Genomic DNA, 24,239 nt, shown 5'->3' with positions numbered 1-24,239 from the left:
AACCAAACCGGGCGCAGTGCCAGGCTGGGACAGCCCTTTTTTGAGGTTCACGTCTTCAAAAGAGCGTGAAAAAACGGGTTTTCACAACTTCACGAGAGTGTGGCGAGCAAATGAAGAGTTTTGCGTCTGAACAAGCACCATTAGCGTCTGAAACAGCCCAACGACACAGGACCGGATATCGCTCAAGAACCGGCGCCTGAAGCCTGTCCGCTACGGATTTGCTTGCACGAACGGATGTCTCGGCCATAAGTCGAATTGCCTGCCCGGCGCTTAAATGAGTTCATGTGACTCTTGAGGCCAGGCTGCATGCATCCGCAGTAGGTGCGAAAAATTGCGAAGATTCGGACATGGCGATCCTGGCCATGGATAACTGGGGCGCAACTGACCTGCCCCGCCACTCCTGGCCGCTATGCCGACAATTTGGTGCTGCAGATTTTGGAGACGCGTTAAATGGCGCATAACGAAGCAGTCGATGTAGTTCTGGTAGGGGCCGGCATCATGAGTGCCACCCTGGCCGTCCTGCTCAAGGAGCTCGACCCCGCGATTTCGCTGGAAGTCGTCGAGCTGATGGATTCCGGTGCCGCGGAGAGTTCCAACCCGTGGAACAACGCCGGCACCGGCCACGCCGGGCTGTGTGAGCTCAACTACACGCCCCAGGCGGCCGACGGCACTGTCGACATCAAGAAAGCCGTGCACATCAACACCCAGTTCGAGGTGTCGAAGCAGTTCTGGACGTACCTGACTCAAAAAGGCACGTTCGGCTCCTCCAAGTCCTTCATCGCCCCGGTGCCACACCTGAGCTTCGTGCAAGGCGAGAAAGGCGTGTCGTTCCTGAAGAAGCGCTTCGAGCTGATGCGCCAGCATCACGCCTTCGCCGACATGGAATACACCGAAGACAAGGCCAAGATGGCCGAGTGGATGCCGCTGATGATGCCTGGCCGGCCGACCGACGAAGTCATCGCCGCGACCCGTGTCATGAACGGTACCGACGTCAACTTCGGCGCCCTGACCAACCAGTTGCTCAAGCACCTGACCAGCGCCCCGGACACCCAGGTCAAATACTGCAAGCGCGTCACCGGCCTCAAGCGTAACGGCAGTGGCTGGACCGTGAGCATCAAGGACGTCAATTCCGGCAGCAGCCGCGACGTCGACGCCAAGTTCGTGTTCCTGGGCGCCGGCGGCGCAGCGTTGCCGCTGCTTCAGGCTTCGGGCATCGAGGAAAGCAAGGGCTTCGGCGGCTTCCCGGTCAGCGGCCAGTGGCTGCGTTGCGACAACCCGGAAGTGGTCAAGCACCACCAGGCCAAGGTCTACAGCCAGGCGGCCGTGGGTTCGCCGCCCATGTCGGTACCGCACCTGGACACGCGTGTGGTCGATGGCAAGAAGTCCCTACTGTTCGGGCCGTACGCCGGCTTCACCACCAAGTTCCTCAAGCACGGCTCGCTCATGGACCTGCCACTGTCGGTACGCGCCGGCAACATCGGCCCGATGCTGGCCGTGGCCCGGGACAACATGGACCTGACCAAGTACCTGATCAGCGAAGTGATGCAGTCCATGGAACAACGCCTGGAATCCCTGCGGCGCTTCTACCCCGAGGCGAAAGCCGAGGACTGGCGCCTGGAAGTGGCCGGCCAACGGGTGCAGATCATCAAGAAGGATCCGAAGAAAGGTGGCGTCCTGCAGTTCGGCACCGAACTGGTGGCAGCCAAGGACGGCACCCTCGCCGCCCTGCTCGGCGCATCGCCGGGTGCTTCGGTGACCGTGTCGATCATGCTGGAACTGATCGAACGCTGCTTCCCGGACAAGGCCAAGGGCGAATGGGCTGCCAAGCTCGCAGAGATCTTCCCGGCCCGGGAAAAAGTGCTGGAAACCGACGCAGCGCTGTATCGCAAGATCAACGCGCAAAACAACATTGCGTTGGAATTGGTTGAAGACAACAAGGCTCAAAGTTACGCCTGATACTGCACTTATAAAAAGCCTCCCGCGCAAACGGGAGGCTTTTTATTATCCGCGTTATGACTTCATGCTGAACTTGACGCGACTTCCGCCATGACGAACATAATCGTCGTCATCTTCGACTTCCAATAACTCTGCGCTACAAGAACCTGCCGGCTTCGCTTCAGCCCAGCGAAGATAAGGCATTGTCTGCTGGTCGCTCAACGGCGCTCTGGCGATATGCCCGAAACTGAAATGACAGGTGTGCCTTCCTTGAGTGTAGGTAAACGATTCCCGTTCGGCGCGCGACTGGGGCAGGTAATAGGTTAGCTCCTGGCTCTCACCGGGATTCACCGAAAAGCTGTGGCCTGCGTTTTCCGGGGCCAGGGACCACGTGAAATCGCTGCCCGGTACGATGACCGCTGACGTTGCATTGAAGATTTCCACATTGACGATCTCATCGAACGCACTGGAAACCGAACTTGCCGTACAACCGACCAGAGACAATAACGCCCCGGCGATATATCTGCTTTTATCTTCCATGATAAATACAACTCCATTGAACAATTAGACTGAAGCCACTTGGCTTCAGTGCAAAAGTAATGGAAATGCAGTTAAAACAAAACAGCCCGAATGGTGACATAACCTTTCGGACCCGGTTGAATAAAACGCAGGAACACTGACGGAACTTCAAACGCCCCGAAGGGCGCTGACAATACTTTAACGCAATCAGCCACGCGCTTTTTTGATCAACTCGATATATTCCTCGGCATTGCGCTGGTCCTGGACCAACGCCACGAAATCGTTGCCATGCTCATCCTTGCCATTGAGGTCATGACCGGCTTCGACGAAAAACGTCAGGAAGCGCTCGAAATCGTCGACCCGCAGGCCACGGTAGGCCTTGATCAGTTTGTGCAGCGACGGCGAAGTGGCATCGACCGGTTCGAAATTGAGGAACAGCTTGATCTGTTCATCGCCAATCTCGTCGCCAATCACTTGTTTCTTGTCTTTACGCATTGCCGGCTCCAGCTCGCACAGTTCACGGGGCGGGCAGTTTACCCCCGGCAACGCCCAGGCTCAACGCGGGCGTTCGGCACCGGTGTGCAGGTCGGCCCAGATATGACCATTGGCATAGGTGAGAAACTGCACGTAGACCGTGTTGTTGCGCAACAGATCGATGACCACCCGGTACTGGGCCTGTGGATAAGACAGCGTCAGGGTCTTGCTCGCCTCGTCGAAGACCGGCTTCTTCAGGCTCTTGCTTTCGCCGTCGAAGTTGAGGATCACCTGGTTGAGGGTGGCCCCCTTGTTCATCGGCTTGCCCTTGAGGCGTACCAGCAAGGGAGAAGTGACCGGTATCGGTTGCTGGTTGGACTGACGCTGGTTACCCAGCACCACCGAATACTCGGTCACTTGCAGCAATTGCTGCTGTTCAGGCTGCTCCTGGCGCACCACCAGGTCATCGGGGGGCAGGAACTGGCTGTGCATCGGCGCGGCAACGGCTGCCAGGGGCAGGCTGGAGATCAGCAGCAACGCGGCACAACGGCGAATCGATACACTCATGACAGGCTCCAGGGTCTTGGCCTGGCACTCTAGCATGAGCCTGGACGGTAAAAATAACGACCCGGATCAATACTTACACACGACGAGCGCGGCATACTCAGAGAGCCATCAGCCTTGCCCAGCAGGTGTATGCCTTTGTGGCGAGGGAACTTGCTCCCGCCGGGCTGCGCAGTTGCCCCAGAATTTTGCGAGCGCTACGCACTCGAGCGGGAGCAAGCTCCCTCGCCACGGGTCCTGTGTTTGCCAAGGCTCAGGGGGTTTCCTTTCTTTCGTGCGTGGAGTACCCATGTCTTTCTCCGCCCCACCGTTATTCGCCGCTTGGCGCCAAAGCTGGCGCGCCGGTTACACCCTTGAACGCCTGCGCGGCGATCTGGTGGCCGGGCTGACCGTCGGTATTATCGCCATCCCACTGGCCATGGCCCTGGCAATTGCCGTCGGCGTCCCGCCGCAACACGGCTTGTACACGGTGTTGGTGGCCGCGCCCTTGATCGCCCTCACCGGCGGCTCGCGCTTCAACGTCAGCGGGCCGACGGCGGCGTTCGTGGTGATCCTGCTGCCCATTACCCAACAATACGGCCTCGGTGGCCTGTTGTTGTGCACCATGCTCGCCGGCCTGATTCTGATCACCTTGGGATTGATGCGCGCCGGGCGACTGATCCAATACATTCCCTATCCGGTCATCCTCGGCTTTACCGCCGGGATCGGCGTGGTCATCGCCACCTTGCAACTGAAGGATCTGCTGGGGCTGACCACCGTCGGGCAAGCCAAGCACTACATCGAACAGCTGGGCGAATTGATCGTGGCGCTGCCCAGTGCCCGACTCGGCGATGGCATCATCGGCATCAGTTGCCTGGCGGTGCTGATTGCCTGGCCACGCTGGGTACCACGGGTTCCCGGGCATCTGGTGGCCTTGCTGGTCGGGGCGCTATTGGGACTGGTGCTGGAACGCGGCGGTTGGCCGGTTGCGACATTGGGTGAGCGTTTCAGCTATGTGGTCGATGGCATCAGCCATCCCGGTATCCCGCCGTTTTTGCCGCGCTTTGACTGGCCATGGAACCTGCCAGATGGCCAGGGCCATCCCCTGGTGCTGTCCTATGACCTGCTCCGCCAATTGCTGGGCCCGGCCTTCGCCATTGCCATGCTTGGCGCCATCGAATCGCTGCTGTGCGCCGTGGTGGCGGACGGCATGACCGGCAGCAAGCACGACCCCAACGCCGAGCTGATCGGCCAAGGCCTGGGTAACGTCGTGGCGCCGCTGTTCGGTGGTATCACCGCCACGGCGGCCATTGCCCGTAGCGCGACCAATGTGCGCAGTGGCGCCTCTTCACCGCTGGCCGCGATCATTCATAGCCTCGTGGTACTGCTGGCGATGGTGCTGCTGGCGCCGTTGTTCAGTTACTTGCCCATGGCTGCCCTGGCGGCACTGCTGGTGATAGTTGCCTGGAACATGAGCGAAGCCGGGCATGTCCTGCACACGTTGCGCATTGCGCCGCGCAGCGACGTACTGGTGCTGCTGACCTGCCTGAGCCTGACCGTTTTGTTCGACATGGTCATGGCGGTTGCCGTCGGCCTGCTGCTGGCCGCCGGCCTGTTCATCAAGCGCATGAGCGAGCTGACGGACAGCGCCGAACTGCCTCGTCACTTCCATCAAGCCTTGCTGGACATGCCCGAGCATGTACGCTGCTACGCAATCCGTGGGCCGCTGTTCTTCGGTGCAGCCGAAAAAGCCCTGGATGTGCTGCGCAGGTTCGATCCGGGGGTGCGCGTGGTGGTGGTGGAAATGAGCGCCGTGCCGATGCTGGACATGACCGCGCTGGCCGCTTTTGAAAATATCCTGAAAGACTATCGCAAGCAGGGCATCGGCCTGATCCTGGTGGCGACCGCCCCCCGGGTGCGCCTGAAATTGCGCCGTGCCGGCATTCATCGCGAGCAGCGCCAATTGGCGTATGTGCAAACCCTGGAGCAGGCGCGGGTCAAAAGCGAAAAATGGCTCGCAGCCGGCAGCGCCGCTCATTCAAGATTTGTCTGATCTGTGGCGAGGGGATTTATCCCCGTTCGAGTGCGGAGCACTCGCAAGCTCTTGGGCACACCAACAATCTCGGGGTCGCTTCGCAACCCAGCGGGGATAAATCCCCTCGCCACAGAAGCCCTGCTGCCGCATCGTTCAGTCGAACTGCGCGCGCATCCAGGCCTGGTACTCGGCCACGCCTGGCTCGGCTTCGCGGGGCGCCCAGTCAGCCAGTTCGCCCTCGCCCACAGGCCGGTATGGGCCGGCCTTGCATTCGAACATCAGGCTGTCGGCTTCCAGCACCACCAAGCCGTGATACACGCCGGCTGGCAGGTCGACCCCGAGGCAATCGCCACCGGCCTGCAGGATGCGCTTATCCACCACCGCACCGGCGTCGTCGAAGATCAATACACCCAACCGGCCCTTGAGTACCAGCAAGGTTTCCGCCTTGTCGGCGCTCAGGTGGCGGTGCGGTGGAATGTAGGTCGAAGGCTGCAAGCCCACCGCCATGCGGTGGCACGGCTCGTCCATCGCATGGAAATTATGGTGCTGCCGCCCGCGAGGACTGGCCGCAGCTTTTTCGGCCAAATCGTCGAACAGTGCGCGTTCCAGAAAACTTGGCCGAGTCATCGATTACATCCCCTTGACGGCAAAAATGCCATTAGCGTTGCGCCAGTAGCCTTTGTAGTCCATGCCGTAGCCAAAGATGTAGCGGTCGACGCACGGCAGGCCGACAAAATCGGCTTTCAAGTCAGGCCGCGCCTTGCGGTCATGATCCTTGTCGATCAGCACGGCGGTGTGCACGGCACGAGCGCCGGCGTGTTTGCAGAAATCGATGATCGCGCCCAGGGTGTGCCCCTCGTCGAGGATGTCGTCGATGATCAGCACGTCACGGTCGATGAACGAGACTTCCGGCTTGGCTTTCCAGAACAGATCACCGCCGCTGGTTTCGTTGCGATAACGGGTCGCGTGCAGGTAGGACGCTTCCAAGGGGAAGTTCAGGTAGGTCAGCAGCTTGCCGGAGAAAATCAGCCCGCCGTTCATGACGCAGAACACCACCGGGTTGGCATCCGCCAGTTGGTCGTTGATTTGCGCACCGACACGGGCGATGGCCGCTTCGACTTCAGCTTCGGTGTACAGGCAGTCAGCCTCTCGCATGATTTGACGGATATGCTCGAGATCAGCGGACATGGCGCTCTCCAGGAGAGATTGAGGGGGACGGGTTCGGAAAAGCCGGCAAAGGTACGCATCCCGCCCGGCCAGATCAAGCGTTTGTGGACTAACGTTCTGTATTGTCTATAGGACAACACCCTCGGATAGATTAATCTAGGCCGGTTTTTTTGCCCGCCGCCGGAGCCTTCCCCATGCCCATCCTCGAGATCCGCCATCCGCTGATCAGACACAAACTCGGCCTGATGCGCCGCGCTGACATTAGCACGAAGAACTTCCGTGAACTCGCCCAGGAAGTCGGTGCGCTGCTCACCTACGAAGCCACCAAGGACCTGCCCCTGGAGTCCTATGAAATCGACGGTTGGGCCGGTACGGTCCAGGTCGAGAAAATCGCCGGCAAGAAGATCACCGTGGTGCCGATCCTGCGCGCCGGCATCGGCATGCTCGAGGGCGTACTGAGCCTGATCCCCGGGGCCAAGGTCAGCGCCGTGGGCGTGGCTCGCAACGAGCAGACCCTGCAGGCGCACACCTACCTGGAAAAACTGGTGCCGGAAATCGACGAGCGCCTGGCGATGATCATCGACCCGATGCTCGCCACCGGCAGCTCCATGGTCGCCACCATCGACCTGTTGAAAAAAGCCGGTTGCCGGGACATCCGCGCCATGGTGCTGGTCGCGGCGCCCGAAGGCATCAAGGCCGTGCAGGACGCCCACCCGGATGTGACCATCTACACCGCGTCCATCGACCAGAAACTCAACGAGCATGGCTACATCATCCCGGGCCTGGGCGATGCCGGCGACAAGATCTTCGGCACCAAGCAGAAGGACGCTTGAGCATGCAGGACGAGTTCAACGACCCGCTCTGGCGCCAGGTCCTGTCCGGCGCGCAGATGCTGTTCGTCGCCTTCGGCGCGCTGGTATTGATGCCGCTGATCACCGGGCTGGACCCTAACGTGGCGCTGTTCACCGCCGGCCTGGGGACGATCCTGTTCCAGATCGTCACTGGACGCCAGGTGCCGGTGTTCCTGGCGTCGAGCTTTGCCTTCATCACACCGATCATCCTCGCCAAGGGCCAGTTCGGCCTGGCCGCGACCATGGGTGGCGTGATGGCGGCGGGTTTCGTCTACACCTTCCTGGGCCTGGCGGTGAAGATCAAGGGCACCGGCTTCATCGACCGGCTACTGCCGCCGGTGGTCATTGGCCCGGTGATCATTTCCATCGGCCTGGCCATGGCGCCGATTGCGGCCAACATGGCGATGGGCAAGGCCGGCGACGGCACCGAACTGATTCATTATCAAACCGCGATGCTGATTTCGATGCCAGCCCTGCTCACCACCCTGATCGTCGCGGTGTTCGGCAAAGGTATTTTCCGCCTGGTGCCGATCATTTCCGGCGTGCTGGTGGGCTTTGCCATGGCGTTTTTCTTCGGTGTGGTGGATACCGCGAAAATCGCCGCCGCGCCGTGGTTCGCCCTGCCAAACTTCACTGCACCTGAATTCAACTGGCAGGCGATCCTGTTCATCGTACCGGTGGCCCTGGCGCCAGCCATCGAGCACATCGGCGGCGTGATTGCCGTGGGCAGCGTGACCGGTCGCGACTACCTGAAAAAACCCGGCCTGCATCGCACCCTGCTCGGTGACGGCCTCGCCACCACCGCCGCCGGCCTGTTCGGCGGCCCGCCCAACACCACCTACGCCGAAGTGACCGGTGCGGTGATGCTGACCAAGAACTACAACCCGAAGATCATGACCTGGGCGGCGATCTTCGCCATCAGCCTGGCGTTCATCGGCAAGTTCGGCGCGCTGCTGCAAAGCATCCCGGTGCCAGTGATGGGCGGGATCCTGTGCCTGTTGTTCGGTTCGATCGCGGCGGTGGGCATGAACACCTTGATCCGCCACAAGATCGACCTGGGCGAAGCCCGCAACCTGGTGATCGTTTCGGTGACCCTGGTGTTCGGCATCGGCGGTGTACTGGTGGGCACCGGCACCGGCCCGGACGACTTCGGCCTCAAAGGCATTGCGCTGTGCGCGGTAGTGGCGATCGCCCTGAACCTGCTGCTGCCGGGCAATGACAGCTGGAAGCAGAAGAAGGCGGATGAGCCGCTGATCTGATTCGAGCTTGAGGTTTTGTTGTCAGTCAGATAGCTATCGCGAGCAGGCTCGCTCCCACATGGGATCTGTTGTGAACACCAGTTTTGTGATCACTCGAGATCCACTGTGGGAGCGAGCCTGCTCGCGATGGGGCCCTTGAATTTCACAAAGCGATGGGCGCCCGCTCACACAACGTACTCAACGCCTTCGCCCACTGCGACTCGTCGTTGAGACACGGCACCAGCACCAGCTCCTCCCCTCCTGCCGCGCGGAATTGCTCGCGCCCGCGATCGCCGATTTCCTCCAGGGTCTCGATGCAATCGGCCACGAACGCCGGGCACATCACCAAGACTTTCTTCACGCCACTTTTGGCCAACTCATCCAGGCGCGCTTCGGTGTAGGGTTCGATCCACTTGGCACGGCCCAGCCGCGACTGGAACGACACCGACCACTGGCCCTCCTTGAGCCCCATGCGCTGGGCGAACTGTTCGGCCGTGCGAATGCACTGGGCGCGGTAACAGGTGGCCATGACTTCCGGCGGTGCGTTCTTGCAGCAGTCGGCATCCTTGAAGCAATGGAACCCCGTTGGGTCGAGCTTGGTCAGGTGTCGCTCGGGCAAGCCGTGGAAACTCAACAGCAGGTGATCGTGATCCTGCATCAGGTAGGGCTTGGCGCTGGTCACCAAGGCGTCGAGGTACTCCGGCTGGTCGTAGAACGGCTGGAGAATCGAGAACTGCACATTAAGCTTCTTTTCCCGCACAACCCGCTTCGCTTCCTCGACCACCGTGGTGACGGTACTGTCAGCGAACTGCGGGTACAACGGCGCCAGGGTGATCTTTTTGTGCCCCTGGCTCGCCAGGCGCACCAGCGCCGATTCAATGGACGGCTCGCCATAACGCATCGCCAGTTCCACCGGGCCCTGGGTCCACTGCACGGTCATGGCCTGTTGCAGCCGACGACTGAGCACCACCAACGGCGACCCCTCCTCCCACCAGATCGAAGCGTAGGCATGAGCCGACTGCTCGGGACGCTTGATCAGAATCAGCGACACCAGCAAGCGCCGTACCGGCCATGGCAAGTCGATGACATACGGATCCATCAGGAATTGATTGAGGTAGCGGCGCACATCGGCCACCGAAGTGGAGGCAGGCGAACCCAGATTCACCAGAAGCAACGCGTGATCGGTCATGCAACGTCCTATTTCAAAGGCGGCTGGACAAGTCTTCCAGGGCCGCGGGCAAATCAGTGAACCGGAATGTGAAACCCGCCGCCTGCAGTCGGGCCGGCGTGGCGCGCTGGCCGCCGAGCAACAGCAGTGACAATTCCCCCAATGCGACTTTCAACGCAAGCTCCGGCATCGGCACCACGGCTGGCCGATGCAACACGCGCCCCAAGGCCTTGGCAAAATCGCGGTTGCGCACCGGGTTAGGAGCGCACGCATTATAAGGACCGCTGGCATCAGAGCGGTGCAGAAGAAAATCAATCAGGGCGATTTGATCGTCAATATGAATCCACGGCATCCACTGCCGACCATTGCCGATACGCCCGCCCAGCGCCAGTTTGAATGGCAGCAACAGCCGCGACAAAAAGCCGCCCTCGGCAGACAGGACCAGGCCGGTACGAACCAGTACCACGCGCATGCCCTGCGCCTCGGCCCGCTGCGCGGTTTCTTCCCAGGCGATACACAACTGACTGGCAAAATCTTCGCTCACCGGTCCCGATTCCTCGGTCAACTCGCGCTCGCCACCATCGCCGTACCAGCCCACTGCCGAACCGGAAATCAACACCTGCGGTTTCTGTTCGCAACGCTCCAGCCACGCCAGCAAAACTTCCGTCAATGTGATGCGACTGCTCCATAGCAACATCTTGCGTTTGTGGCTCCAGGGCCGGTCGGCAATGGGCGCTCCCGCGAGGTTGATCACCGCGTCCACCGGCACATCGATGTCCTCGAGCCTGGCAACGCCGCGCACTTGTGCCCCACAGATTTTCGCCACCTCTTCAGGCCGGCGACTCCATACCGTCAAGCGATGTCCCTGCTCCAACCAGAGGCGGCAGAGCTGACGTCCGATCAAACCAGTACCGCCGGTCAGCAATATGTGCATGAGATGTTCCTCGCATCGCGTTTTACCCGGCCCATTAGTCTATTTTTATAAGCAGGGATTTTTCGTATCGGACAGGGTCTGTGTTTAACAATAGGACAACCTGTCCAAACGCGAACGGTAAAACTTATACCAAAAACCCGAATTGTACAGGTTTAAACGACGGCGTAGTCTGTACAGAAAGGTAAACGAGGCCCTCATGACTGTACCTATCGCAATCATCGGCACCGGCATCGCCGGACTTTCAGCCGCCCAGGCCCTGACGGAGGCCGGGCATATCGTTCAACTCTTCGATAAAAGCCACGGCAGTGGCGGACGCATGTCAAGCAAACGCAGCGATGCCGGCGCCCTGGACATGGGCGCGCAATACTTCACCGCTCGCGATCGGCGCTTTGTCACGGAAGTCCAGCGCTGGCAAGCCAACGGCTGGGCCGCGGAATGGAACCCGCAACTCTACAATTTCCAGGGCGGGCAACTGAGCCCTTCGCCGGACGAACAGACCCGCTGGGTCGGCACTCCGCGCATGAGCGCCATCACCCGTGCCCTGCTCGGCAAGTTGCAAGTGCAGTTTTCCTGCCGGATCACCGAGGTGTACCGCGGCCAGGAACATTGGCATTTGCAGGACGCGGAAGGTTTCACCCACGGCCCCTTCGGCCAGGTGGTGATCGCCACGCCCGCACCCCAGGCCACCGCGTTGCTGGCGGCCGTGCCGAAGCTGGCTGGCGTGGCAGCGGGGGTAAAGATGGACCCGACCTGGGCAGTGGCCCTGGCGTTCGAAAAGCCGCTGGATACCTCCATGGAAGGCTGCTTCGTACAGGACAGCCCCCTCGACTGGCTGGCCCGCAACCGCAGCAAACCCGGACGCGACAGCAAGCTCGATACCTGGGTACTGCATGCCACCAGCGACTGGAGCCGGCAGCACATCGACCTGTCCAAGGAAGCGGTGATCGAACACCTGCACGGCGCCTTCGCCGAACTGCTGCACAGCGCCATGCCCGCACCAAGCTTCAGTGTCGCCCATCGCTGGCTCTACGCCCGCCCCGCTGGCAACCATGAATGGGGCGCCCTGGCCGATGCCGACCTGGGCCTGTATGTGTGTGGCGACTGGTGCCTGTCCGGCCGGGTCGAAGGCGCATGGCTAAGCGGCCAGGAAGCTGCCCGCCGCCTGCATGCAAGCCTGCAATAGATCGCGTCACCCCATCGCTTTACGCTGCTGTCGAAAGAGACAGCAGCCTGCCTTCGACACAGTTTGACGCCGCCTCGCTACTCAATCCGATTGACTTGCGCGGGTTCGAGCCTATGATAAAAATATTGTACATATACAAAAATTTGTACAAGATTTAGCAATCAGAGGTCGCCCATGCCCAGCGCAGCCATCGCCAAACCCAGAATCGCCATCAGCGCCTGCCTGATGGGTGCTGAAGTTCGCTTTAACGGCGGGCACAAGCAATCGCAGTTGTGCAGCCGCACCCTCGTCGACTATTTCGAGTTCGTGCCGGTATGTCCCGAAGTCGCCATTGGCCTGGGTATCCCCCGCGAACCGATCCGCCTGGTGGGCAACCCCGGACACCCTGAGGCGCTGGGCACGGTGAATCGCGACCTCAACGTGACCCGGCCACTGGCCGACTATGGGCAGCAGATGGCAGGGGAACTGGATGACATTTGCGGCTACATCTTCATGCAGAAATCGCCGTCCTGTGGGCTGGAGCGGGTCAAGGTCTACGACCACAACGGCGTGACCCAGGACGGCGGCGGGCGCGGCATCTATGCCCAGGCCTTTTGTGCCCACCACCCCGACCTGCCGGTGGAGGAAGACGGTCGCCTCAACGACCCGGTGCTGCGGGAGAACTTCCTGACCCGCGTGTTTGCCTATGCCGCCTGGCAATCCTTGCGTCGCCAGGGTCTGACCCGTCGCGGCCTGATCGAATTCCACTCGCGCTACAAATACCTGCTGATGGCCCACAACCCGGTGCAGTACAAGGTCCTGGGCTCCTTGTTGGGCAACATGGGCAGGACCGACCCTGATGAGCTGGGCCCACGCTACTTCAGTGCATTGATGGCGGCCTTGAAGAAATGCGCGACCCGCCGCACCCACACCAATGTGCTGCAACACCTGAGCGGTTACCTCAAGCGCGCCATCGACGCCGAGGACAAACAGGAAGTACAGCATCTCATCGGGCAATATCGCCTCGGCATCGTGCCCTTGGTAGTGCCACTGACGTTGCTCAAGCATCACTTGCGCCAGCACCCCGATCCTTACCTGGCACAGCAGGTCTACCTGCAACCGCACCCGGAAAACCTCAGCCTGCGAAACGCTATTTGATGAGCAACGAGCCCGACTCCAGCGCCCGCGAAGACCTCGGGGCCGATTTTGCCCAGGCCCTGGCACAAGGCTGGCTGCCCATACGCGAGGTCTCCCGGCAAACCGGTGTCAACGCCGTCACGCTGCGGGCCTGGGAGCGCCGTTACGGCCTGATCGTGCCGCACCGCACGCCCAAGGGCCACCGACTGTTCAATGCCGATCATGTGCAACGGATCCTGAACATCCTCACCTGGATCGATCGTGGCGTTGCCGTGAGCAAGATCAAACCCTTGCTGGACACACCGCAGCCGCCGAGCGAACCCACGCAGGCGCCAGAGAATGACTGGCAGCCCCAACGTCATGCCCTGGTGCTGGCGGTGACGCAACTGGCCGAGCGCCAGATCGATGACCTGGTCAATCAGGCGATGGCGCTGTACCCGCCCTGGACCGTGTGCGAGCAATTGCTCTTGCCGTTGCTGGCCGAGCTGCACCTGCACTGGCAGGGCCAGTTCGGCGCGCAGCTGGAACGGGTCTTCCTGTACTCGTGGCTGCGCAGCAAATTCGGCAGCCGCATCTACCACAACAACCGTCAGCTGCGCGGCGCACCATTGTTGCTGATCAATCATTCAGACTCGCCCCAGGAGCCGCACCTGTGGCTCACTGCCTGGCTGGCCAGCAGCGCTGACTGCCCGGTGGAAGTACTCGACAGCCCTCTACCGCCGGGCGAACTGGCCCTGGCGGTGGGACGCCTCAAGGCCCGGGGCGTACTGCTGTATTCCAGTCATGCCCTCAACCTTTCCCAACTGCCCCGGCTGCTGGGCGGCATCGATTGCCCGATCATCATTGCCGGCCCGGCCGCGTCGATCCACCACGCCAGGTTATCCACAGGCGTCTCGCTGGTTGACGTGTCCTGGGCCGTAGACCCGTTATCGGCTCATCGCGAACTGAGCCGCAGAGCACTCCTTTAGATGGAAAAAACAGCATGCAACTGATCTGGCTGCGCAGCGACTTGCGCCTGCACGACAACACCGCCCTGGCGGCGGCAGCGGCCCAGGGCCCATGCGTGGCGGTGTACCTGACCAGCCCCGAACAATGGCGCGCCCATGACGATGCACCGTGCAAGATCGATTTCTGGCTACGCAACCTCGGCGCGTTGAGCGCGGCCCTGGACGAATTGAACATTGCGCTGCTGATCCGCGACGCAGCGCATTGGCACCATGCCCCAGAAGTGCTGCTCAAACTGTGTCGCGAGCTGAACGTCGGCGCCGTGCATGTCAACGAAGAGTACGGCCTGAATGAAACGCGACGCGACGCCGAGGTCGCCCGCGCCTTGAATGACCAAGGCATTGAATTTCACAGCCATCTCGACCAATTGCTGTTCAAGCCCGGCAGCGTACTGACCAAGACCGGCAACTATTTCCAAGTGTTCAGCCAGTTCCGCAAGGTCTGCTACAGCCGCCTGCATTTCTCCTTGCCGAGCCTGGTCGCCACACCGCTCCGGCAGGCTCCCACCGGCATTGCCCGTGATCCGGTGCCGACGCAAGTCGCTGGATTCCCCCCACCCAGCGAAGCGCTACGCGCCCTCTGGCCCGCTGGCGAAACCGAAGCCCGTCGGCGCCTGGACACCTTTGTCGACCAACACATCGACGACTACCAGAACGAACGGGACTTTCCCGCCAGGCCGGGCACCAGCCAGCTATCGGCCTATCTGGTGGCAGGGGTGGTGTCGCCGCGTCAGTGCCTGCACGCCGCGCTACAAGCCAACCAGGGTGAATTCGAAAGCGGAAGTGCCGGAACAGTGACCTGGATCAATGAACTGCTCTGGCGCGAGTTCTATAAACATATTTTGGTGGGCTATCCACGCGTGTCGCGCCATCGCGCCTTTCGCCCGGAAACCGAGGCGCTGGCGTGGCGCGAGGCCCCCGCAGAACTGGAGGCATGGAAGCAAGCACGCACCGGCCTGCCGATTATCGATGCGGCCATGCGCCAGTTGCTGGAGACCGGCTGGATGCACAACCGTTTGCGGATGGTCGTGGCGATGTTCCTGACCAAGAATCTGTTGATCGATTGGCGCGAAGGCGAGCGCTTTTTCATGCAGCACTTGATCGACGGCGACCTGGCCGCCAACAATGGCGGCTGGCAGTGGAGCGCCTCCACCGGCACCGATTCGGCGCCCTGGTTCCGCATCTTCAACCCAATGAGCCAGTCGGAAAAATTCGATCGCGAAGGCTTGTTCATCAAACGCTGGTTGCCTGGACTGAACGATCTGAACAGCCAACAGGTCCATAGCCCAAATACCCAGGGCGGCTTGTTTGGCGCAGTGGATTATCCGGCACCGATCGTCGATTTGCGCGAATCCAGGGCGCGTGCGCTGGCAGCGTTCAGAAACCTGCCAGCGCGCCAGGATGCAGGTACTGAAGGGATGGGCGATTAGCGAACAAGAAATGCCGGCCTGTGGGGTGCATTATTTACCCGATGACATATAGTCTTACTAATCGTATGGACTCTACTGAAAATGCGCTTAATCAGTACGCTGTCCAATCGAAAGGAGCATGGAATGGGTCTAACACTGCCGCGGCGCTATTGGCTCACCGGGGCTGGCAACGGAATCGGCGCTTCGTTGGCTGAAGCGATCCTGGAGACAGGCGCATATCTGGCCGTCAGTTCGCGCTCGGCCCGATCGTGCGACAGCTTTTCGGTACGTTATCCAGGACAAGTGCTGACAGTGCCTGGCAATTTGACCGACAGTCAGAGCGTGCGCGAAATCGGCGAACAAATCGCCCGCCAATGGGGCGCCTTGGACAGCGTGATCCTCAATCTCGGAACGGCTGAGTACGTTGACGGGCAGCCGGCCGATCACACCTTGATAGAACACATCGTGCGCAGCAACCTGCTGGCCGCCAGTTTCTGCATTGAAGTGGCCATGCCTTTGCTGCGCGCCGGGGCCGAACCTCATCTGGTGGGCATTGCCAGCCCGGTAACTTATCTGCCGCCCTCGCAAAACGAAACGGGTGGCAATGCAATGCGTTATCTGTTCACATCGGATCGAGCTGGGCTGGCATCCGCAGGTATCGATGTGACGTTGGTGCACCCTGGGTATGACGGTCCGTCGCTGGGGCCCGACGGTTGCTTTCCAACGCAGGCCCACCAGTCAGCGGACGAAGCGGCGCGGCATGTGCTCGAACAACTCGTCGAACGCCCCCGGGAAGTCGCGCTCCCCATCGCATGCATGACCGCACTCTGGCCCTTACCTTCTTCGACCGAAACCATGCCGGCCGATACCGACTCATGCCAGGCAAAAAACGGCTATCCGATCAAGGGACAACCCTGAGCCGTCGATTGCCTTACACTGCGCGCCATGAAAACCATCCCCCTGCATGAAATCCCGGCACCGGCTGTCACGTGTTCGACGTGCGCGGCATGCTGCTGCCAGTTGGAAGTGATGCTGATCACCGACACCGGGGTCCCGGAGCGTTTTATCGACACGGACGATTGGGGTGGCGAGGTCATGCTGCGGCTTGATGACGGGTGGTGCGCGGCCCTGGATCGGGACAGCATGATGTGCAGCATCTACGAAAAGCGCCCGCTGATCTGCCGCGAATTCGAGATGGGGGCGCCGGAATGCCTGGAAGAACGCCAGGGGATTGCGACGGCGTATCGATAAAGGAATGATCTGACAGAGCTGATTTACTGTGGGAGCGAGCCTGCTCGCGAAAGCGGTAGATCAGGCAACACCATATTGGCTGGCCCACCGCTTTCGCGAGCCTGCTCGCTCCCACAGTTCTCAAGCTGTTTTGTTACAGCGGCATCGTGTAGTGGAGCGCGTAGCTTTCTACACCGTCGTTGGTCGACTTGATGCCGGCGTTGGAGTAATGAGTGGCGCGAATGCCCACTTCATGTCCACCGTTGAAGCGCAGGCCGAACCCGATGCGATCTTCAAACTGGAAAGCCGTACCGAGCTTGTTGTCTTCCACTTCGGTATTGGCGAACAACGCCACACCGACACCCGCCTCAATGTAAGGCTTCACGTTCTGGCCGGAAAACTCATACACAAACACAGGCGAGAACGACAGGCTGTGGTTGCTGGACGTCTCGTCCCCCTCCCAATAGGTATAGGCGCCGCTCCAGTAGCCGGTCAGGCGACCGACATCACTTTGCAGCCAACTCTTGTCCCAGTCGAACTGCATGCCCAGGCGATAAGTCATGGTCGAGTCGCTGGTCTGGCCAACCCCAAACTCCACTCCCGCTGCTTGTGCAGTGTAAGTGTGCCCCAACAATGCAGCCGCAAACGCGGCAAAACAGAATAAGCGCTTCATTAGAAACATCCTTTTCCGAACAGACTTAGTTGATTTTCTTACAAATAGACAGAGCTATAGAAATCTGCGCTAAAACAGAAGTTCAGCCTGTTTTACACAATTTTCACGTTTTTTTTACAGATCAAAGCTTCGCACAACGCCAGACGAATGCCATAGCGTGGGTAGGATTTTTCTTAAATGTATCGGGTCTGCACTCGTCCAGAAATGCGTTTCACTGGCTGGCCCCTCCGCCAACAGCCCGCGCTCAGTCAAGAGGCGCTGGAGTTGCCGGGCCACGGCGGCACCGGTGTCGATCAGGCTGATGTGCTCCGGAATCATCCGCGCGAGCAATGGCTTGAGGAACGGATAGTGCGTGCAACCCAGGATCAACGTGTCACAGCCAGCCGCCAGCAAGGGCTCGACGTAATGTTGCAGCAACTGATACAAGGCCGGGCTGTGCAGGTCACCCGCCTCGATCAGTTCCACCAGCCCCGGACAGGGTTGCGTGATGACCCGCACATCGGTGGCGAAACGGTCGAGCAGCGCGGCGAACTTGGCGCTCTGCAAGGTACCGGTGGTGGCCAGCACACCGACGACACCGCTGCGGGTCGCGGCAGCCGCCGGCTTGACCGCCGGCTCCATGCCGACGATGGGCCAATCGGGGAAATCACGGCGCAGATCGGCAACGGCAGCCACCGTTGCGGTGTTGCACGCCACGACCAGCGCCTTGGCGCCCTGGCCCAGGAGAAAGTCGGCAATGATCGAGCAGCGTTGTCGGATGTATTCCGGGGTTTTCTCGCCGTAGGGAATATGCCCACAGTCAGCCACGTACAACAGTGACTCATCGGGCAGCAACCGACGGATTTCCCCCAGCACCGACAACCCGCCGACACCCGAGTCAAGCACACCGACCGGCGCCTCACTCATGCCGACCACCACAGACGCTGCAGCCTGGATCACGCTTGACCCGCAGTTCACGGAAACGCGTGCCCAATGCATCGATCAATAGCAGGCGCCCCACCAACGGCTCACCGAAACCGACCAGCAACTTCAAGGCTTCAAGGGCTTGCAGACTGCCTACCAAGCCCACCAACGGCCCGATCACGCCGGCTTCGCTGCAGGTCAGCTCGGCTTCGCTGCCGTGGCCGTAGAGGCAGTGGTAGCAAGGGCTTTCGGGGCGACGCGGATCGAACACCGACAACTGCCCTTCCAGGCGAATCGCCGCGCCACTGACCAGCGGTTTAGCCGCCGCGACACAGGCCGCGTTCACCGCCTCGCGGGTCGAAAAGTTGTCGGAGCAATCGAGCACCACATCCACCGCCGCGACCGCCGCGGCCAGGCTGTCTTCATCCATGGCCGCCAGGTGAGGCACCAGCCGGACCTCGGGGTTGATCGCCGTCAGGCGACGCATCGCCGAATCGACCTTGCTCAGGCCGACGCTGTCGGTGTCATGAATGATCTGGCGTTGCAGGTTGGTCAGGTCGACGGTGTCGAAATCCGCCAAGTGCATCTCCCCCACCCCGGCGGCGGCCAGGTACAACGCCACCGGGGCGCCAAGACCGCCAAGACCGACGATCAGCACGCGGCTTTGCTTGAGACGCAATTGGCCGTCGATGTCGACGTGCTGCAACAGAATCTGCCGGCTGTAACGCAACAGCTCCTGATCGTTCAGCACGGCAGGCACCCCAGGCTGATGCGCTCGTGACCGCCCAGGTCCTTGCGGCTATGGACTTCAACAAAGCCTTGGGCTCGCAGCAAATCACGCACCGCTTCGGCCTGATCGTAACCGTGTTCAAGCATCAACCAGCCGTCCGGTTCAAGATGCCCGGGGGCCAGGGCAATGATCTGGCGCAGGTCATCCAGACCGTCCGGTCCCGCGACCAGGGCACTGGCCGGTTCGAAACGCACGTCGCCCTCGACCAGATGCGGATCGCTGGCCGCGATGTAAGGCGGATTACTGATGATCAATGTAAAACGCTCGCCCTCCAACGCGCTGAACCAGTGGCTGCTCAACACCGTGACGTTGCCCAGGTCCAGGCGCTGGCGATTACGTTCGGCCAGGGCCACGGCTTCCAGCACCCGGTCGACCGCCGTGACTTTCCAGGCCGCTCGCTCACTGGCCAATGCCAAGGCAATCGCGCCGCTACCGGTGCCCAGGTCCAGGACCCGGGCCGGGGTCGCCGGCAGCAACGCCAGCGCGGTTTCCACCAGCAACTCGGTGTCGGGACGCGGGATCAGGGTGTGGGGCGCGACTTCCAGGTCAAGCTTCCAGAAGCCCTGCTGCCCGAGGATGTACGCCACCGGCTCGCCGGAACGACGCCGGCGCAGGTATTCGGAGAACAGCAACGCCGCCTCGCTGGGCACGATCCGCTCGGGCCAGGTGTGCAGGAAACTGCGGGACTTGCCCAGCGCAGCGGCCAGCAACAACTCGGCGTCCAGCCGCGGCGTGGGCGAATCCGGCAGTTCGGCGGCGCGTAACAGACTGGCGATGATGGTCATTTATTCACCTGTGCTTACTCGCCAATCGCAGCCAACTGGTCGGCCTGGTATTCGGCCAGCAACGGCTCGATCACCGCATCGACACCACCGGCAAGAATCTCGTCGAGGGAATACAGGGTCAGGTTGACACGATGGTCGGTGACTCGGCCCTGGGCGAAGTTGTAGGTACGGATCCGCTCGGAACGATCCCCCGAGCCCACCAGCAACTTGCGCTCGCTGGCGATGGCATTGGCGGCGGCGCTGGTCTGCTGGTCGTTGAGCTTGGCCGACAACCAGGCCATCGCCCGCGCGCGGTTCTTGTGCTGGGAACGTTCTTCCTGGCACTCGACCACGATGCCCGACGGCAAGTGCGTGATGCGGATCGCCGAGTCGGTCTTGTTGACGTGCTGGCCGCCCGCGCCGGAGGAACGATAAGTATCGACCCGCAGGTCCGCCGGGTTGATCTCGATGGCTTCCTGCTCGTCCGGCTCGGGCAATACCGCCACGGTGCAAGCCGAGGTATGGATGCGTCCCTGGGACTCGGTGGCCGGCACGCGTTGCACGCGATGGGCGCCGGATTCGAATTTCAGTTTGCCGTAGACATTGTCGCCTTCGACCCGGGCGATGACTTCTTTATAGCCGCCGTGCTCGCCTTCGTTCTCCGAGAGAATCTCCACCCGCCAGCCGCGCCGCTCGGCGTAGCGTGAATACATGCGGAACAGGTCACCGGAGAAAATCGCCGCCTCGTCACCGCCGGTACCGGCACGAATTTCAAGAAATACGTTTCGCCCGTCATTCGGGTCCTTGGGCAGCAGCATGCGTTGCAGGTTGCTTTCCAGTTCGAGCAACTGCTCCTTGGCTTCGCGAACTTCCTCCACCGCCATCTCGCGCATATCCGGATCGCTGTCCTTGAGCAGCGCCTGGGCACCTTCGAGGTCGCCCTGCACCTTGAGCAGCTGTTTATAAGTGGCGACGATCGGCTCGACTTCCGCGTATTCCTTGGAATAGGTGCGGAACTTGTTCTGGTCGGAAATGACCTCGCCATCGCCCAGCAAGGCGGTCAGTTCTTCGAAACGGTCCTGGAGGATGTCCAGCTTGTTGAGCAGTGACGCTTTCATTGCGGTTTTTTATCCGAAAAGCTATCCGGTGAGCCCTCACCGAGGGCAAAGAGTTCCTGGGCCATGGCCAGCGCATCGAGGCGACCTTCGGCGGTCAGCTTCTTGAGCTGGACGCTGGGGGCGTGGAGCAATTTGTTGGTCAGGCCGCGGGCCAGTTGCACCAGCACCTCTTCGGCACTGCCGCCGTTGGCCAGCAGGCGCTGGGCTTTTTGCAGTTCCTCGTCGCGCAGGCGTTCGCTCTGCTGACGATACGCCTTGAGCACATCCACCGCGGCCAGCTCGCGCAGGCGCACCATGAAGTCGTCGGCACCGACGCTGATCATCTCTTCCGCCGCCTGGGCCGCGCCCTGCCGGCTCTTGAGGTTCTCGGCGACCACCTCGTGCAGATCGTCGACGCTGTAGAGGTAAACGTCGTCCAGCTCGCCGACTTCCGGCTCGATATCCCGGGGAACGGCAATGTCCACCATGAAAATCGGTTTGTGCTTGCGCAGCTTCAGGGCACTTTCCACAGCGCCCTTGCCGAGGATCGGCAACTGGCTGGCGGTGGAACTGATGACGATGTCGCTGTGTACCAGTTCGGCCGGGATGTCCGAGAGCAGCACCGCATGGGCGCCGAACTGCTCGGCCAGGCTACTGGCCCGCTCCAGGGTGCGGTTGGCGACGACAATGCGCTTCACACCCAGGTCGTGGAGATGGCGGGCGACCAGCGTAATGGTCTCGCCAGCGCCGATCAGCAGCGCCTGGCTGCGTTGCAAATCACTGAAAATCTGTTTTGCCAGGCTGACAGCGGCAAACGCCACGGACACCGGGTTCTCGCCGATGGCCGTGTCGGTGCGTACCTGCTTGGCGGCGTTGAACGTAGCCTGGAACAGGCGCCCCAGCAGCGGGCCGACGGTGCCGGCCTCACGGGCCACGGCATAGGCCGACTTCATCTGGCCGAGGATCTGTGGTTCGCCCAACACCAGCGAGTCGAGCCCCGAGGCGACACGCATCATGTGACGAACGGCCGCATCGTCTTCGTGCACATAGGCACTGGCGCGCAGCTCTTCAAGGCTCAGGTTGTGATATTCGGCCAGCCAGCGCAGGACTGAATCGGCTGAAACGTGATCCTGTTCTATATAAAGCTCGCTGCGATTGCAGGTGGAGAGGATCGCAGCTTCGCGACTGTCGGTGAGTCGGCAGAGCTGCTGCAAGGCCTCAACCAGCTGCTCAGGCGTAAAGGCCACGCGCTCGCGGACGTCTACTGAAGCAGTCTTGTGGTTAATACCGAGTGCAAGGAAGGCCATTCAAGGTCGCTGATGGTGACGTGAAGCCGGCAATTGTCCTACTTCGTCAGATTCAGAACAACCACTCGATCTCTATCGCTCTGCCCGGGATGGTAAATCGACGGGGCGGTTATGTTTGACTCAAGGCTTGTGTCATGATGATCCGACCGCAGGTTAGTCGTCCTCTTCCTATATGAATAGATCTTCCGCGTTGCTCCTCGCCCTTGCCTTGCTCAGCGGCTGCCAGTCCATGGCCCCCGTTTCGACGGACGGTACGCCGCCGGTCGAAGACAGCGTGCAGGCACCTGAAAAACCCAAGGTCTACGGTTCGTTCAGCGAAGAAACCATCTTCAGCCTGTTGAGCGCCGAACTGGCAGGCCAGCGCAATCGCTTCGACATCGCGCTGGACAACTACGTGACCCAGGCCATCAACACCCAGGACCCGGGCATCTCCGAGCGGGCCTTTCGCATTGCCGAATACCTGGGCGCCGACCAGCCCGCGCTGGATACCGCACTGATCTGGGCCAGGAATGCTCCCGATGACCTGGAAGCGCAGCGCGCCGCCGCCGTGCAACTGGCCCGGGCCGGGCGCTACGACGACTCCATGGTGTATATGGAGAAGGTCCTGCTGGGCAAGGGCGACACCCATTTCGATTTCCTGGCGCTGTCCGCCGCCGATACCGACCAGGAAACCCGCAACGGCCTGATGAAAAGCTTCGATCGCCTGTTGCAGCGCCACCCGAACAACGGCCAGCTGATTTTCGGCAAGGCCTTGCTGCTGCAACAGGATGGTGACACCCAGGGCGCCCTCACCCTGCTGGAAGACAACCCGCCGGAAGCCGGCGAGGTGGCACCTATCCTCCTGCGCGCGCGCCTGCTGCAAGGCTTGAATCGCGGCGACGAAGCGCTGCCGCTGCTGGAAAAAAGCATCAAGAAGTACCCGGACGACAAACGCCTGCGCCTCACCTACGCCCGCATGCTGGTGGAAAACAACCGCATGGACGACGCCAAGGTGGAGTTCTCCAGCCTGGTCCAGCAATACCCGGAAGACGACGAGTTGCGCTACTCCCTGGCACTGGTCTGCCTGGAAGCCAAGGCCTGGGAAGAGGCCAAGGGCTACCTGGAGGACCTGATCGCCCGGGAAAGCCATGTCGACTCGGCCCACCTGAACCTGGGTCGCATCGCCGAGGAACGCAATGACCCCGAGAGCGCACTGATCGAGTACGCCCAGGTCGGCCCGGGCAATGACTATCTGCCGGCGCAGTTGCGCCAGGCCGATATCCTGATCAGCAATGGCAAGACCGCCGACGCCCAGAGCCGCCTAGCCGTACAGCGCGATTCCCAGCCGGACTACGGCATCCAGCTGTACCTGATCGAAGCCGAAACCCTGTCGGCCAACAATCAGGGCGACAAGGCCTGGAACGTGCTGCAACAAGCCTTGAAGCAGTACCCGGACGATCTGAACCTGTTGTACACCCGTGCGATGCTGGCGGAAAAACGCAACGACCTGGCCCAGATGGAAAAAGACCTGCGCCTGATCATCCAGCGCGACCCGGACAACGCCATGGCCCTCAACGCCCTGGGCTACACGCTGTCGGATCGCACCACCCGCTATGACGAAGCCAAGCTGCTCATCGAACAGGCCCACCAGATCAACCCGGAAGACCCGGCGGTGCTCGACAGCCTCGGCTGGGTGAATTTCCGCCTGGGCAATCTCGACGAAGCCGAACGCCTGTTGCGCCAGGCCCTGGAGCGTTTTCCCGACCAGGAAGTCGCCGCTCACCTGGGCGAGGTCCTGTGGGCCAACGGCAAGCAACGTGAAGCGCGGCAGATCTGGAGCCGATTCCTCAAGGATCAGCCTGACAGCCCTATCCTGCGCAGCACCATCAAACGCCTGACCGGATCCGAGACTCTTTAAAA

General features: G+C 61.2%; 24 protein-coding genes. 11 read left to right on the top strand and 13 right to left on the bottom strand.

Features of this window, described 5'->3' with window-relative positions; genetic code table 11:
• The first annotated feature begins 450 nt into the window (after positions 1–450).
• Positions 451–1,956 carry a malate dehydrogenase (quinone) gene (gene mqo / locus GN234_RS23370; RefSeq protein ID WP_116833437.1) on the top strand — a complete coding sequence of 502 codons (1,506 nt, stop codon included), beginning with the start codon at positions 451–453 and terminating at the stop codon, positions 1,954–1,956.
• A 54-nt stretch (positions 1,957–2,010) separates the two neighbouring features.
• Here mqo and GN234_RS23365 read toward each other — a convergent pair whose 3' ends face one another.
• The 3 genes from GN234_RS23365 to GN234_RS23355 all read right to left on the bottom strand — a co-directional run bounded on the left by GN234_RS23365 (position 2,011) and on the right by GN234_RS23355 (position 3,495).
• Entirely contained in the window at positions 2,011–2,475 is a 465-nt protein-coding gene (locus GN234_RS23365) for a hypothetical protein (protein ID WP_176689145.1), read from the bottom strand.
• Between the two features lie 186 nt (positions 2,476–2,661).
• Complete coding sequence (locus GN234_RS23360; RefSeq protein WP_109754896.1) at positions 2,662–2,949, bottom strand: PA4642 family protein; 288 nt, start codon at positions 2,947–2,949, stop codon at positions 2,662–2,664.
• Between the two features lie 60 nt (positions 2,950–3,009).
• Positions 3,010–3,495, bottom strand: coding sequence for a hypothetical protein (locus tag GN234_RS23355; protein WP_163856725.1), 486 nt, complete (start codon positions 3,493–3,495; stop codon positions 3,010–3,012).
• 286 nt (positions 3,496–3,781) lie between these two features.
• On the opposite strand from GN234_RS23355, the gene dauA reads away from it, so the two are divergent.
• Positions 3,782–5,524 carry a C4-dicarboxylic acid transporter DauA gene (dauA, locus tag GN234_RS23350; RefSeq protein ID WP_163856722.1) on the top strand — a complete coding sequence of 581 codons (1,743 nt, stop codon included), beginning with the start codon at positions 3,782–3,784 and terminating at the stop codon, positions 5,522–5,524.
• A 135-nt stretch (positions 5,525–5,659) separates the two neighbouring features.
• Here dauA and GN234_RS23345 read toward each other — a convergent pair whose 3' ends face one another.
• Positions 5,660–6,133 (bottom strand): WbuC family cupin fold metalloprotein, encoded by a 474-nt coding sequence (locus tag GN234_RS23345; RefSeq protein WP_109754899.1) that lies wholly within the window; start codon positions 6,131–6,133, stop codon positions 5,660–5,662.
• 3 nt (positions 6,134–6,136) lie between these two features.
• Positions 6,137–6,694 (bottom strand): hypoxanthine-guanine phosphoribosyltransferase, encoded by a 558-nt coding sequence (locus tag GN234_RS23340; RefSeq protein ID WP_060614135.1) that lies wholly within the window; start codon positions 6,692–6,694, stop codon positions 6,137–6,139.
• Between the two features lie 173 nt (positions 6,695–6,867).
• Between GN234_RS23340 and upp the strand changes: the two genes are divergently transcribed.
• The gene (upp, locus tag GN234_RS23335) at positions 6,868–7,506 is read left to right on the top strand and encodes a uracil phosphoribosyltransferase (protein WP_003185330.1); all 639 of its coding nucleotides are present in this window, start codon (positions 6,868–6,870) and stop codon (positions 7,504–7,506) included.
• 2 nt (positions 7,507–7,508) lie between these two features.
• Positions 7,509–8,783 carry a uracil-xanthine permease family protein gene (locus tag GN234_RS23330; RefSeq protein ID WP_109754900.1) on the top strand — a complete coding sequence of 425 codons (1,275 nt, stop codon included), beginning with the start codon at positions 7,509–7,511 and terminating at the stop codon, positions 8,781–8,783.
• 142 nt (positions 8,784–8,925) lie between these two features.
• On the opposite strand, the gene hemH is transcribed toward GN234_RS23330, so the two are convergent.
• On the bottom strand, positions 8,926–9,951 hold the full coding sequence (gene hemH / locus GN234_RS23325; RefSeq protein WP_176689144.1) for a ferrochelatase: 1,026 nt from the start codon (positions 9,949–9,951) through the stop codon (positions 8,926–8,928).
• 13 nt (positions 9,952–9,964) lie between these two features.
• Positions 9,965–10,864, bottom strand: a complete 900-nt coding sequence (locus GN234_RS23320) for a TIGR01777 family oxidoreductase (RefSeq protein ID WP_109754902.1) — start codon at positions 10,862–10,864, stop codon at positions 9,965–9,967.
• A gap of 196 nt (positions 10,865–11,060) precedes the next feature.
• Here GN234_RS23320 and GN234_RS23315 point away from each other — a divergent pair, with 196 nt between their 5' ends.
• The 6 genes from GN234_RS23315 (at position 11,061) to GN234_RS23290 (ending at position 16,827) form a co-directional block, all read left to right on the top strand.
• Positions 11,061–12,047 (top strand): NAD(P)/FAD-dependent oxidoreductase, encoded by a 987-nt coding sequence (locus GN234_RS23315; RefSeq protein WP_163856715.1) that lies wholly within the window; start codon positions 11,061–11,063, stop codon positions 12,045–12,047.
• A 174-nt stretch (positions 12,048–12,221) separates the two neighbouring features.
• Positions 12,222–13,184: a YbgA family protein gene (locus GN234_RS23310; protein WP_163856712.1), complete on the top strand. Its 963-nt coding sequence runs from the start codon at positions 12,222–12,224 to the stop codon at positions 13,182–13,184.
• Positions 13,184–14,131 (top strand): MerR family transcriptional regulator, encoded by a 948-nt coding sequence (locus GN234_RS23305; protein WP_176689143.1) that lies wholly within the window; start codon positions 13,184–13,186, stop codon positions 14,129–14,131. The genes GN234_RS23310 and GN234_RS23305 overlap by 1 nt, the downstream gene beginning before the upstream one ends.
• Before the next feature lie 14 nt (positions 14,132–14,145).
• Positions 14,146–15,597 (top strand): deoxyribodipyrimidine photo-lyase, encoded by a 1,452-nt coding sequence (gene phrB, locus GN234_RS23300; RefSeq protein WP_176689142.1) that lies wholly within the window; start codon positions 14,146–14,148, stop codon positions 15,595–15,597.
• 123 nt (positions 15,598–15,720) lie between these two features.
• Positions 15,721–16,494 carry an SDR family NAD(P)-dependent oxidoreductase gene (locus tag GN234_RS23295; protein ID WP_176689623.1) on the top strand — a complete coding sequence of 258 codons (774 nt, stop codon included), beginning with the start codon at positions 15,721–15,723 and terminating at the stop codon, positions 16,492–16,494.
• 27 nt (positions 16,495–16,521) lie between these two features.
• A complete protein-coding gene (locus tag GN234_RS23290) occupies positions 16,522–16,827 on the top strand; it encodes a YkgJ family cysteine cluster protein (protein ID WP_163856702.1) in 306 nt (101 codons plus the stop codon).
• Between the two features lie 133 nt (positions 16,828–16,960).
• Here the strand turns inward: GN234_RS23290 and GN234_RS23285 are convergent, their stop codons facing one another.
• The 6 genes from GN234_RS23285 to hemA form a co-directional block, all read right to left on the bottom strand.
• Positions 16,961–17,479 (bottom strand): acyloxyacyl hydrolase, encoded by a 519-nt coding sequence (locus GN234_RS23285; protein ID WP_025215451.1) that lies wholly within the window; start codon positions 17,477–17,479, stop codon positions 16,961–16,963.
• 114 nt (positions 17,480–17,593) lie between these two features.
• Positions 17,594–18,385: a glutamate racemase gene (gene murI / locus GN234_RS23280; RefSeq protein ID WP_163856691.1), complete on the bottom strand. Its 792-nt coding sequence runs from the start codon at positions 18,383–18,385 to the stop codon at positions 17,594–17,596.
• The gene (locus tag GN234_RS23275) at positions 18,378–19,133 is read right to left on the bottom strand and encodes a molybdopterin-synthase adenylyltransferase MoeB (protein ID WP_176689141.1); all 756 of its coding nucleotides are present in this window, start codon (positions 19,131–19,133) and stop codon (positions 18,378–18,380) included. Before GN234_RS23275 ends, murI begins: the two co-directional genes overlap by 8 nt.
• Positions 19,127–19,957, bottom strand: coding sequence for a peptide chain release factor N(5)-glutamine methyltransferase (prmC, locus tag GN234_RS23270; RefSeq protein ID WP_176689140.1), 831 nt, complete (start codon positions 19,955–19,957; stop codon positions 19,127–19,129). Before prmC ends, GN234_RS23275 begins: the two co-directional genes overlap by 7 nt.
• 14 nt (positions 19,958–19,971) lie before the next feature.
• Positions 19,972–21,054, bottom strand: coding sequence for a peptide chain release factor 1 (gene prfA / locus GN234_RS23265; RefSeq protein ID WP_063324387.1), 1,083 nt, complete (start codon positions 21,052–21,054; stop codon positions 19,972–19,974).
• Positions 21,051–22,340: a glutamyl-tRNA reductase gene (gene hemA / locus GN234_RS23260; RefSeq protein ID WP_116833445.1), complete on the bottom strand. Its 1,290-nt coding sequence runs from the start codon at positions 22,338–22,340 to the stop codon at positions 21,051–21,053. Before hemA ends, prfA begins: the two co-directional genes overlap by 4 nt.
• Before the next feature lie 172 nt (positions 22,341–22,512).
• Between hemA and GN234_RS23255 the strand changes: the two genes are divergently transcribed.
• The gene (locus tag GN234_RS23255; RefSeq protein WP_060740651.1) at positions 22,513–24,237 is read left to right on the top strand and encodes a tetratricopeptide repeat protein; all 1,725 of its coding nucleotides are present in this window, start codon (positions 22,513–22,515) and stop codon (positions 24,235–24,237) included.
• The last annotated feature ends 2 nt before the right edge of the window (positions 24,238–24,239 follow it).

This window comes from Pseudomonas bijieensis, assembly GCF_013347965.1.
Lineage (GTDB): Bacteria > Pseudomonadota > Gammaproteobacteria > Pseudomonadales > Pseudomonadaceae > Aquipseudomonas > Aquipseudomonas bijieensis.
This window is presented reverse-complemented; position numbering and strand designations above follow the sequence as displayed.

Excerpts from the sequence above, each read along its gene's own strand:
- mqo (WP_116833437.1), top strand. The coding sequence starts at position 451 with ATGGCGCATAACGAAGCAGTCGATGTAGTTCTGGTAGGGGCCGGCATC.
- GN234_RS23365 (WP_176689145.1), bottom strand. The coding sequence starts at position 2,475 with ATGGAAGATAAAAGCAGATATATCGCCGGGGCGTTATTGTCTCTGGTC.
- GN234_RS23360 (WP_109754896.1), bottom strand. The coding sequence starts at position 2,949 with ATGCGTAAAGACAAGAAACAAGTGATTGGCGACGAGATTGGCGATGAA.
- GN234_RS23355 (WP_163856725.1), bottom strand. The coding sequence starts at position 3,495 with ATGAGTGTATCGATTCGCCGTTGTGCCGCGTTGCTGCTGATCTCCAGC.
- dauA (WP_163856722.1), top strand. The coding sequence starts at position 3,782 with ATGTCTTTCTCCGCCCCACCGTTATTCGCCGCTTGGCGCCAAAGCTGG.
- GN234_RS23345 (WP_109754899.1), bottom strand. The coding sequence starts at position 6,133 with ATGACTCGGCCAAGTTTTCTGGAACGCGCACTGTTCGACGATTTGGCC.
- GN234_RS23340 (WP_060614135.1), bottom strand. The coding sequence starts at position 6,694 with ATGTCCGCTGATCTCGAGCATATCCGTCAAATCATGCGAGAGGCTGAC.
- upp (WP_003185330.1), top strand. The coding sequence starts at position 6,868 with ATGCCCATCCTCGAGATCCGCCATCCGCTGATCAGACACAAACTCGGC.
- GN234_RS23330 (WP_109754900.1), top strand. The coding sequence starts at position 7,509 with ATGCAGGACGAGTTCAACGACCCGCTCTGGCGCCAGGTCCTGTCCGGC.
- hemH (WP_176689144.1), bottom strand. The coding sequence starts at position 9,951 with ATGACCGATCACGCGTTGCTTCTGGTGAATCTGGGTTCGCCTGCCTCC.
- GN234_RS23320 (WP_109754902.1), bottom strand. The coding sequence starts at position 10,864 with ATGCACATATTGCTGACCGGCGGTACTGGTTTGATCGGACGTCAGCTC.
- GN234_RS23315 (WP_163856715.1), top strand. The coding sequence starts at position 11,061 with ATGACTGTACCTATCGCAATCATCGGCACCGGCATCGCCGGACTTTCA.
- GN234_RS23310 (WP_163856712.1), top strand. The coding sequence starts at position 12,222 with ATGCCCAGCGCAGCCATCGCCAAACCCAGAATCGCCATCAGCGCCTGC.
- GN234_RS23305 (WP_176689143.1), top strand. The coding sequence starts at position 13,184 with ATGAGCAACGAGCCCGACTCCAGCGCCCGCGAAGACCTCGGGGCCGAT.
- phrB (WP_176689142.1), top strand. The coding sequence starts at position 14,146 with ATGCAACTGATCTGGCTGCGCAGCGACTTGCGCCTGCACGACAACACC.
- GN234_RS23295 (WP_176689623.1), top strand. The coding sequence starts at position 15,721 with ATGGGTCTAACACTGCCGCGGCGCTATTGGCTCACCGGGGCTGGCAAC.
- GN234_RS23290 (WP_163856702.1), top strand. The coding sequence starts at position 16,522 with ATGAAAACCATCCCCCTGCATGAAATCCCGGCACCGGCTGTCACGTGT.
- GN234_RS23285 (WP_025215451.1), bottom strand. The coding sequence starts at position 17,479 with ATGAAGCGCTTATTCTGTTTTGCCGCGTTTGCGGCTGCATTGTTGGGG.
- murI (WP_163856691.1), bottom strand. The coding sequence starts at position 18,385 with ATGAGTGAGGCGCCGGTCGGTGTGCTTGACTCGGGTGTCGGCGGGTTG.
- prmC (WP_176689140.1), bottom strand. The coding sequence starts at position 19,957 with ATGACCATCATCGCCAGTCTGTTACGCGCCGCCGAACTGCCGGATTCG.
- prfA (WP_063324387.1), bottom strand. The coding sequence starts at position 21,054 with ATGAAAGCGTCACTGCTCAACAAGCTGGACATCCTCCAGGACCGTTTC.
- hemA (WP_116833445.1), bottom strand. The coding sequence starts at position 22,340 with ATGGCCTTCCTTGCACTCGGTATTAACCACAAGACTGCTTCAGTAGAC.
- GN234_RS23255 (WP_060740651.1), top strand. The coding sequence starts at position 22,513 with ATGAATAGATCTTCCGCGTTGCTCCTCGCCCTTGCCTTGCTCAGCGGC.